This is a genomic window from Cytophagia bacterium CHB2 (assembly GCA_030263535.1).
GTDB lineage: Bacteria > Zhuqueibacterota > Zhuqueibacteria > Zhuqueibacterales > Zhuqueibacteraceae > Coneutiohabitans.
Genome location: SZPB01000052.1, coordinates 41,179 through 50,055 on the forward strand (window position 1 = coordinate 41,179; position 8,877 = coordinate 50,055).

General features: G+C 50.6%; 11 protein-coding genes. 7 read left to right on the forward strand and 4 right to left on the reverse strand.

Features of this window, described 5'->3' with window-relative positions:
• Nucleotides 1-342: 342 nt before the first annotated feature.
• Nucleotides 343-1,434: an acyl-CoA desaturase gene (locus FBQ85_07535; GenBank protein ID MDL1875010.1), complete on the forward strand. Its 1,092-nt coding sequence runs from the start codon at nucleotides 343-345 to the stop codon at nucleotides 1,432-1,434.
• A 100-nt stretch (nucleotides 1,435-1,534) separates the two neighbouring features.
• On the forward strand, nucleotides 1,535-1,780 hold the full coding sequence (locus tag FBQ85_07540) for a hypothetical protein (GenBank protein ID MDL1875011.1): 246 nt from the start codon (nucleotides 1,535-1,537) through the stop codon (nucleotides 1,778-1,780).
• Between the two features lie 28 nt (nucleotides 1,781-1,808).
• Here the strand turns inward: FBQ85_07540 and FBQ85_07545 are convergent, their stop codons facing one another.
• Entirely contained in the window at nucleotides 1,809-2,072 is a 264-nt protein-coding gene (locus tag FBQ85_07545; protein MDL1875012.1) for a hypothetical protein, read from the reverse strand.
• 610 nt (nucleotides 2,073-2,682) lie between these two features.
• Here FBQ85_07545 and FBQ85_07550 point away from each other — a divergent pair.
• From FBQ85_07550 to FBQ85_07560, 3 genes are all read left to right on the forward strand, one after another.
• Nucleotides 2,683-3,393 carry an N-acetylmuramoyl-L-alanine amidase gene (locus FBQ85_07550; GenBank protein ID MDL1875013.1) on the forward strand — a complete coding sequence of 237 codons (711 nt, stop codon included), beginning with the start codon at nucleotides 2,683-2,685 and terminating at the stop codon, nucleotides 3,391-3,393.
• A gap of 166 nt (nucleotides 3,394-3,559) precedes the next feature.
• Nucleotides 3,560-4,312 (forward strand): class I SAM-dependent methyltransferase, encoded by a 753-nt coding sequence (locus FBQ85_07555; protein MDL1875014.1) that lies wholly within the window; start codon nucleotides 3,560-3,562, stop codon nucleotides 4,310-4,312.
• A 216-nt stretch (nucleotides 4,313-4,528) separates the two neighbouring features.
• Nucleotides 4,529-5,674: an aminotransferase class V-fold PLP-dependent enzyme gene (locus FBQ85_07560; GenBank protein ID MDL1875015.1), complete on the forward strand. Its 1,146-nt coding sequence runs from the start codon at nucleotides 4,529-4,531 to the stop codon at nucleotides 5,672-5,674.
• 109 nt (nucleotides 5,675-5,783) lie between these two features.
• On the opposite strand, the gene FBQ85_07565 is transcribed toward FBQ85_07560, so the two are convergent.
• A complete protein-coding gene (locus tag FBQ85_07565) occupies nucleotides 5,784-5,996 on the reverse strand; it encodes a hypothetical protein (protein ID MDL1875016.1) in 213 nt (70 codons plus the stop codon).
• A gap of 154 nt (nucleotides 5,997-6,150) precedes the next feature.
• On the opposite strand from FBQ85_07565, the gene FBQ85_07570 reads away from it, so the two are divergent.
• Both FBQ85_07570 and FBQ85_07575 read left to right on the forward strand, forming a co-directional pair.
• On the forward strand, nucleotides 6,151-6,435 hold the full coding sequence (locus FBQ85_07570; protein MDL1875017.1) for a hypothetical protein: 285 nt from the start codon (nucleotides 6,151-6,153) through the stop codon (nucleotides 6,433-6,435).
• Entirely contained in the window at nucleotides 6,432-6,845 is a 414-nt protein-coding gene (locus FBQ85_07575; GenBank protein MDL1875018.1) for a hypothetical protein, read from the forward strand. The genes FBQ85_07570 and FBQ85_07575 overlap by 4 nt, the downstream gene beginning before the upstream one ends.
• Before the next feature lie 38 nt (nucleotides 6,846-6,883).
• On the opposite strand, the gene FBQ85_07580 is transcribed toward FBQ85_07575, so the two are convergent.
• Nucleotides 6,884-7,132, reverse strand: coding sequence for a hypothetical protein (locus FBQ85_07580; GenBank protein ID MDL1875019.1), 249 nt, complete (start codon nucleotides 7,130-7,132; stop codon nucleotides 6,884-6,886).
• A 31-nt stretch (nucleotides 7,133-7,163) separates the two neighbouring features.
• Nucleotides 7,164-8,729 carry a methylmalonyl-CoA mutase gene (locus FBQ85_07585; protein MDL1875020.1) on the reverse strand — a complete coding sequence of 522 codons (1,566 nt, stop codon included), beginning with the start codon at nucleotides 8,727-8,729 and terminating at the stop codon, nucleotides 7,164-7,166.
• Between the last annotated feature and the right edge of the window lie 148 nt (nucleotides 8,730-8,877).

Sequence of the window (8,877 nt, forward strand, 5' to 3'; positions counted from 1 at the left end):
CTATGTTTGAAAAACGAATCGCCCTAAAGCGAAATTCCGGGCGTTTATAGCCGAAAAGAGAACCGTCAAAGAGGCGCTTATTTTTTATTTTTGGGCGGCTTCGCTTTGGCAAGAGGTTACGGTTATGGAAAATCGGGGATACGGTTTCAGCCCATCACATCTCCACCAGGAATTCTGCTCCCTATCCTGTTGTTTTTTCCTCCTTGTTTTTCTTCCGGAAATGTTTTAGGTTGCCGCTTCCATTTTTTGTTCAATCGCGCCTCCCGGGCAAACAACTAGCGCATTGCCACGGTCAGCCGTCAATGGTTTATTTTCGATTTTCACCACAACTGGAGAAAACGCATGCAAAAAATCAGCTTCACCTCACGTCTGGGATTTTATGACGAAGTGAGACAACGCGTCAACCGTTATTTTGAAGAGAAACAAATTTCGCCCCATGCAGACTGGCGGATGTATTTGAAAACTGTGATCATTCTGCTGTGGCTCGCGACCTCATACATTTTGCTTGTATTCGCGACCTCGTCATTGGTAATGGCCGTTATTACTGCCGTCGCGGTGGCGCAGGGCTTTGCGTTGGTGGGATTCAATATTCAGCACGACGGCAATCATGGCAGCTACTCAGGCAACGGAGTCGTCAACTGGATTATGGGATTCATGCTCAATTTGATTGGCGGCAGTTATTTCTTCTGGAAGTACAAACACAATATCCTGCATCACACCTACACGAATATCAACGAATTGGACGATGACATTCAAATGCAGGGCATCATGCGGTTCAGTCCAGCACAGCCGCACCGCCGCTGGCATCGTTTTCAGCAGATTTATGCCTTTCCCGCCTACGGCTTGATGACGCTGCTGTGGGTCACCATTGGTGATTTTCGCAAATTCTTTTCCGGCCGCATCGGGGAATATGAGCTTCCCAAGCTTTCGAAATCTGAAACGGTTGTGTTCTTCTTGACGAAAGTCTTCTATTTCGGATATATGCTGGTGTTGCCGATGTTCTTTCATCCGGTTTTGCATGTCATCGGCTTTTTCGTGCTCGTGCATCTGGTGCTCGGCTTCACGCTGGCGCTCACGTTTCAGCTCGCGCATGTCGTCGAGGGCAACACCTTCCCGGAGCCTGATCCCGCCTCGGCCACGATCGAGAATGAATGGGCCATCCACGAAGTGGAAACCACGGCGAATTTCGCGCCCAAGAACAAATTGGCGTGCTGGTATCTTGGCGGCCTGAATTTTCAGATCGAACACCATCTTTTCCCGCGCATTTGCCACATCCACTATCCGGAGATCAGCGGCATTGTCGAAAAAGCATGCGCCGACTTCGGCATTAGTTATGTGTCCTACCCCACGGTGCGCGGAGCCATTGCAGCGCACTATCGTTTATTGAGAGATCTCGGGCGGTACGAGGAAATGCCGAAAGCGGCTTTGGCGTAATATTCCTCCAATTATTGGCAACCGTCGCGCCTGCACCTTGCGTGAGGCAAGGTGCAGGCGTGTGACGGGAAAATTTTTGTTTTTGCGTTGGCTCGAACGTATGCTTCTATCCGAAAAAGATGCCAAAACGAAATGGTGCCCGATGGCGCGGTCGGGATTCCGGCGGCATACGGACACCTCGCTCACCATCAATCGCAAAATCGGCAGCGGCAAGCCCGATCCGGATTGCTTATGCCTGGCGAGCGACTGTATGATGTGGCGCGCCGTCAACCTCATGAAGGAATTTGAAACGGTGCAAATGGGTTATTGTGGATTGGCGGGCAAACCGGAAGAACAAACCATGTGAAGGTCAAGACGCTTTCACGCGCTACTTCTCATTGCCGCATGAGCAGATAAATGCCCGCACCCAGGAGAAGCAACGGTAATGCGGCAGACAGCAAAGCCACCGGCAGAACAATCAGGCCCAATATGCCGGCAATTAATCCCAACGGAATAGCGATGGCGAACACGAGCACACCGGCAAGCAATTGCAGCGGCAAAGTCAATGTCCATAAACCGGCTTTGAGCACCCAAAACAAACCTTTGAAAGCCAGAGCGGCAATAATAACCAGCGCAAAGAGGGCGAATAATTCAAACATGACATTCTCCTCGTCGTTAGGTGAAAATTTCTACGAACAAACCAGAACGAGGTTGCATGGGATCTGAAGTGAAAATGGAACGAGTTTTTTGCGCGATACGATAACAATACCCGCCTGCTTCTCCATTTGAAACGCCACGATTAGGCATCAATAACTTAAGCTATTCCCCCGCAAACCATTCTGATCATCAGGATTTTTCCTTGAAAGCGGTAAATTTTCTTAACATCTTCTTCTCCACAATTTTTCAACTCGACGCAGACCCATTCAAACGTTGCTGCAAAACATGCAAAAAACTTGAGAGCTTTTCGTCTCAATCAAGACAAATGCAGTACCATCAAAGCAAAGATCTTTCAGAGAAGTTACATTTGATCCAATATTCATCAGGGTGATATAAGATTTTTGGACGTCGCCGACATTTGAAATTCTCACGTAAAATTATTCACCCAAAATCGCCGCAGAGTACTCACAGGCCTTTGCGCGTCTCGGTGACTTTGCATGCACTTTTTTGAGTTCCGGTTCGTTCGGGTTAGATTACAATATTTCGGGTGTCTCGCTGGCCGCCCATGTCAATCCACCTGAGTTGAATTCACCACAAGCATAACGGAATGCCATGAAAGCAAAACAATTGCTGCACGTGCCCCGGCATTTTCTCATTCTGGCGCTGCTCCATTTCATATTGGGATGCGGCTCGAGCATTCAAATCATCGACAAGCCGATTTCGTTTTCTGCTGAACGCGTGCAACTTACGCGCGACTATATCCACGCGCATTATGGCATTTCAACCCCGGATATTGTGATTACGCCGCGCATCATCGTATTGCACTGGACGGCGATAGCCGGGTTCGAACAATCGTTTGCCGCATTTCATCCAGAGAAGCTGCCCGCCTCACGGCCCGAACTGCAGAGCGCCGGCGAGGTTAATGTTTCGATTCAATTCCTCGTCGATCGTGATGGCAAAATTTATCGATTGATGCCGGAAAATCACATGGCGCGCCATTGCATCGGTTTGAATTATGAGTCGATCGGCGTCGAAAATGTGGGCGGACAAAACGGAGTTGACGATCTCACCGAGCAGCAGGTTGAGGCAAATGCCCGCTTGGTGCGTTACTTGGCGCGGAAATACGCCACCATCCGCTATCTCATCGGGCATCATGAATACAAAGAATTCGAAGGCCACGCGTTGTGGCGCGAGCGCGATGCGGGCTATCGCACCGAAAAAACCGATCCGGGCGAACGATTCATGAACGCCGTGCGCGCCAAAATCTCTGATCTCAAATTAAAAGGTGTGCATGAAATTCGAGCGGAAAGGTCGAACTCCTGACAATCATGAATCAACTTGAGTCATGTTAGTCTGTATATTCAAGGCTATGGTGTCAAGTTTGTTGCAGTCCATCAATAAAACTCCAACAAGCATCAATGAACAAGCAAAAACCGTGAGAGGTAACGCATAAACAAACAGCTCGAGCAGCGCTGTAATTTCACACCACATGGCTTTCAAAGATCATTTTTCCAAACTAGCGGGCGGCTACGCGAAATACCGGCCGCATTATCCCGCGGAGTTGTTCGCCTATCTTGCAGCGCAAGTTCCTGTTCATGATTATGCCTGGGATTGCGCCACAGGCAATGGCCAGGCGGCATTAACGCTACCCCGGCATTTTAACCGCGTCATTGCAACGGACGCAAGTGCAAGACAAATCATGCAGGCAAAGCCGCATAAACAGATAACGTATGTCGTTGCGCCAGGTGAGCAGGCGCCGATCGCTTCCCATACGATTGATCTCATTACGGCGGCGCAGGCGCTGCATTGGTTTAACCTCGATCTGTTTTACGCCGAGGTGAAGCGCGTGCTCAAGCCGGAAGGCGCGCTTGCCGTCTGGTGTTATGATTTGTTACGCATCTCTCCCGAGATTGATGCCGTGCTGCATGATTTCAACGAGAACATCATTGGGCCGTGCTGGCCGCCGGAACGGTATTGGGTTGGAAATCATTATGCCGATCTGCCGTTTCCATTTCTCGAACAAAAGGCTCCAACGTTTCAGATGGAAGCGCGCTGGCGGTTGGGCGATTTGCTGGGTTATCTCGGCACCTGGTCGTCTACTCAGGCTTATCTTGCACAACATCGCGCCGATCCCGTCGCGCAAATTGCTCCCAAGCTTGCGCAATTGTGGGGCGAGGGCCAAAAAACTAAAAAAATATGCTGGCCGCTGTATGTGAGAATCGGCAGGGCGCCTCGCATTTGAGCAAATTCGTTTTGCGCTTGCGATGCACAAAAATCAGCTCTGACAGCGCAAGCGGATAGTTCCTATTGCGGGCCTTTGTGGCTTCACGTCTCGCGTTGCTTGAAAGGCTTTTGTGACGCACCGGGCATGGCCATTGACGGAATGGTATTCATAGGAATTCACGGCTTCAATCGTTCATCAGTTTTGGCCGCACAACTCAAACAAACGGAAAACGTCATGTCTCCCATTTATCTTGATTACAACGCCTCAACACCCATTGCTCCGGAAGTTCTCGAGGCCATGCTGCCGTATCTCACCAGTCATTTTGGCAATGCCAGCAGCGCGCATGCGTACGGCCAGCAGGGGCGCCAGGCGATCATGAACGCGCGCGCGCAAGTTGCAGCGTTACTGAATTGTGAGCCGGATGAAGTCATCTTCACCAGCGGCGGCAGTGAAGCCAATAATTTTGCCATCAAAGGCTATCTCGATGCCCATCCTGACGCCGGCAATGAAATTATCACGCCGGCTATTGAGCATCCGGCCACCAGCGAAGCCTGCAAATACATGGAACGCGTGCGCGGCTATCGCGTTTTTTTTGCGCCGGTGGATGAATTGGGACGGGTGCAACTGGAAGCGCTGCAGCAGGCAATTTCTGCGCGCACCGCGCTGATTAGCGTGATGCACGCCAACAACGAAGTGGGCACGATGCAGCCGGTTCGTGAGATCACTGCGCTGGCGCATGCCCACAACATTGCCGTACATTGCGATGCGGCGCAATCCGCCGGCAAAGTACCCGTGAATATGAAACAGATGGAGGTGGATATGCTTTCAGTGGCGGGGCATACGCTTTATGCGCCGTTGGGCGTGGGCGCGCTCATCGTGCGGCGCGGCCTGCAACTGGAACGCCTGATTCATGGCGCCAAGCAGGAACAACAACGCCGCGCCGGCACCGAAAATGTCGCCGGCATCGTGGGACTTGGCAAGGCCTGCGACATTGCCGCAAGAGATCTGGAAAAAAATATGACACACATGAAAATGCTGCGCGGCCGTTTACGCACAAGCCTGAGTAAACAAATCGAGGAGATTAGATTCAACGGCCATGCGGAAGATGGTTTGCCCAACACTCTCAGCGTGAGTTTTCGCGGCGTGCAGGCGAATGCCCTGCTGGCTGAAATCAGCCACGAGATCGCCGCCTCCGCCGGGGCTGCCTGCCACTCCAGCGGAGAGATTGCGGTGTCGCATGTGTTGCAGGCCATGAACGTGCCGCGGGATTATGCCATGGGAACGTTGCGGCTTTCCGTGGGAAAATTTACAACGGAGGAAGAGATCGACCGCGCGGTAAAAGTGATAGCGCAGGGTGTTGGCAAATTGCGGCAGGGGTGATTGAATTTTCAGTGATAATAATTCGCTACTGCGGGTTTGAAAGTTTGCCGCCTGCCGAGCCCTCTTTTTTTGAAAGAGCCTTTGTTTGAGTTAATGGTCGAGCGCGATTTCAAGCATTTTTCAGCAAAACGATTTGCCCGGCATGATACAAGTCATGCTGGATCGCGTCGTGCAGCATGAATAACAAGGAGTAGCGCTGGCCGGGAACGACGTCTTTCGGTTGCGCTTCGGAACGTTGAGCACCGGCCTCGCCGCAGGTTAGCAGTGGTGACGCACGCCAGTGTCTCCTTCGCCGCAGGCCTTTGCCAAGCCTCACCTTCACGCGCGCGTTTGAGCTGATCGAGAATGCGGTTGCTTTCGGACATGATTTTCACCGACGATTTGCAGTTAATTGTGAAGACAAGATTTTCGTTGCCAGTTTGAGAAAAACTTATAGCTTTGGAAGGCAAAGCGATTTTTTCTATAAGAGGCACGTTATGGAAATGACCCTGGACGAAATTGTTCGAGAAATGAACGAGCTCGAACAACAAATGCAGAAGTTCGAATGGAAGTATAGCATCAAGTCCGCCGAATTCTATAAATTAGTGCTGGCCGGCAAGGTCGAAGAAACCTTCGAGCTGCATGAGTGGTTGGGGCTTTATAAGATTTGGCTCAAACGGCGAGAGAAATATCTCGATCTGCTCAAGTCGCCGTCCGCGATTCTAAAGCTCGTGCAGCCTATTGAAGACGACTTTTTTAAGGCAGAAGGCGTCGCGGCATGATTCCCGTTTTGTCTGAGTATGAACAATTCGTTTATTCGTTGCAAGCCCGATTTTCTAGTATTGAAACCTCAACCCTAGTGGTTAAGCGTACCAGTGCGGGTTCGGCGCAAGTTGTCGGGACATTATATTTTAATCGTGAGATGAAATTGCGTATTTTTGAAACAATAGACTTTGTTGAACGGTGCATCGAAGATTACAGTTACGAGATTTATCAAGGGGATGAAAAACTCTGTTGGTATGATTGCTGGCCGCATCCCGATGATCCTACGCTAACTGCGACCTTCCCACACCACAAGCATATTCCGCCCGACATCAAGCATCATCGTGTTCCAGCGCCTCATCTGAGCTTTGAACATCCGAACTTGCTAGTATTGATCCAAGAAGCTGAGGCGTTGACGTTGCAACATTAACCAATGTTGCCATACTCAAAACATAATTTTTTATTTGATCATCTGATATGCTCTCCAAGGATTTTTGTCTCTTCGTGAAATAAAAAAAATGCTGATACGGCCAATAAAACTAAGAAATCCAAGTCCGCGAGCCCATATGCAATAAAAGCGAGCAAAGATAAAATGCCAAGGCTCAATGCAAGAAGCCCACACCTTTTTGCAAGTTTTTGCTCACGCTGCAGCCAAGCTTTGATTTCATTGAAACCGATATTTTGGCGCTTCTTGAGTTTGTAAGGAAGTGCGTTCAATATCTTTCCAACTTCTTAATCATTCACAATTTCACCCCTTCACCGGATATTTCCCAAACACCTCCCGCAACGAATCTGAAATCTCGCCAAGCGTTACATAACCCTCGACACAGGCGATGATATGCGGCATGAGATTTTCTTTGCCCTTTGCCGCGGATTCTAATTTTTGCCGTAATTCGCTGGCTTTGGCGTTGTCGCGGCGGCGGCGCAGCTCGCGCAAGCGGCGGATTTGCTGCTCCTGAATTTTGGGATCGACGCGCAGTAAATCGATTTTCTTTTCATCGTCGACTTGAAATTTGTTCACGCCCACGATGATCTTCTCGCCGCGTTCAATGGCCTGCTGATATTCCCACGATCGCCGGGCAATCTCTTCTTGAAAAAAATCAGCTTCAATGGCCTTCACCGCGCCGCCGAGGCTTTCGATCTTTTCAATATACTCTTCGGCGCGCTTTTCGATTTCATTGGTCAAGCTTTCGACGAAATAGCTGCCGCCGAGAGGATCTGTCACCGCCGGCACGCCGCTTTCATAGGCAATAATTTGCTGAGTGCGTAATGCGATCATCACGGATTCTTCCGTCGGCAACGCCAGCGCTTCATCGCGCGAGTTGGTATGCAGTGATTGCGTGCCGCCCAGCACTGCTGCCAACGCCTGCAATGTTACCCGCACGATGTTATTATCCGGCTGTTGCGCGGTCAAGGTAGCGCCCGCCGTTTGCGTGTGAAAACGCAGCATCATCGCCTTGGGATTGGTTGCGCCGAATCTCTCTTTCATAATGCGCGCCCACAAGCGCCGCGCCGCACGAAATTTTGCAATCCCTTCGAAGAAATTTTTGTGACTGTTTAAAAAAAACGAAAGCCGCGGACCGATGACATTCACCTCGAGGCCGCGATTGACGGCATGCCGAACGTACTCGATGGCATTGGCAAAGGTAAACGCCATTTCCTGCACCGCGTCCGAGCCGGCCTCGCGAATGTGATAGCCGCTGATGGAAATCGGATTCCATTTGGGCGTATGCTGTGAACAAAACTCGAACATGTCGGTGACGAGACGCAACGAGGGCGTAGGAGGAAAAATGTAAGTGGCACGCGCAATGTATTCTTTTAGAATGTCGTTCTGCACCGTTCCGCTGATCGCCTTCAAGTCCGCATTCTGTTTTTTCGCGACGGCGATATAAAGCGCGAGCAGAATCGAGGCCGTGGCATTGATCGTCATCGAGGTGGTGACTTCTTCCAGGCGAATGCCCGCAAACAGCCGTTCCATATCCTCGAGGCTCGAAATCGCCACGCCCACCTTGCCGACTTCGCCGTCAGCGAGTTTGTGATCGGAATCATAACCCATTTGCGTGGGCAAATCAAATGCGGTCGAAAGTCCGGTTTGGCCTTGTGAGAGCAGATAATGAAAGCGCGCATTGGTGTCTTCGGCAGTGGCATAGCCGCTGTATTGGCGCATGGTCCACAGTTTTGTGCGATACATTTCCGCAAAGAGGCCGCGCGTGAAGGGATACTCGCCGGCATTTTCCGGCGCGACAGGCACATCATCAGCCGTGTATAAATTTTTGAGAGGGAGGTCGGCGTCGGTTTTCATGTTTTTTTTCATGTGATCGGATGAACGAAAACTTTACACCTTACACGTTGCATGATGTCGCGTTTACAGCGTTTTTTAAATGCGTGTACAGGATTCGTAGCCCTGCCCCCTTGTGGGGCATTGTTGCAACCGCGAATTTCATGGCTTCAACAGCCGCCCA